The organism is Desulfocurvus sp. DL1XJH-121, from assembly GCF_054819825.1.
The window spans coordinates 1-248 of the sequence record NZ_JBTVWW010000164.1 but is presented as its reverse complement, the minus strand read 5'-3'; the positions used below and the strand labels follow the sequence as shown (position 1 = coordinate 248).

General features: G+C 49.6%; 1 protein-coding gene. It reads left to right on the top strand.

What is annotated here, in order from left to right; genetic code table 11:
* Positions 1-24: 24 nt before the first annotated feature.
* The coding region (locus ACYYG1_RS17740) for a phosphoribosyltransferase family protein (RefSeq protein WP_461211653.1) at positions 25-248 on the top strand (224 nt) is incomplete at its 3' end.

Sequence of the window (248 nt, the reverse complement as noted above, 5' to 3'; positions counted from 1 at the left end):
GACAAGTGCAACGAGGGAGAAAAAATGGCAAAAGAAATTTGGGATGAGCTTGCAATGAAGCGGGCGCTAACACGGATTACCTATGAAATTATTGAATACAACAAGGGGACGGAGGACCTGGTTTTGGTGGGCATCAAGACCCGTGGCATTTATCTGGCTCAGCGAATTCACGACCGTATTCAAAAGCTTGAGGGCGTTGACGTCCCGCTTGGTCAGCTCGATATCACGCTCTACCGTGACGACCGTCA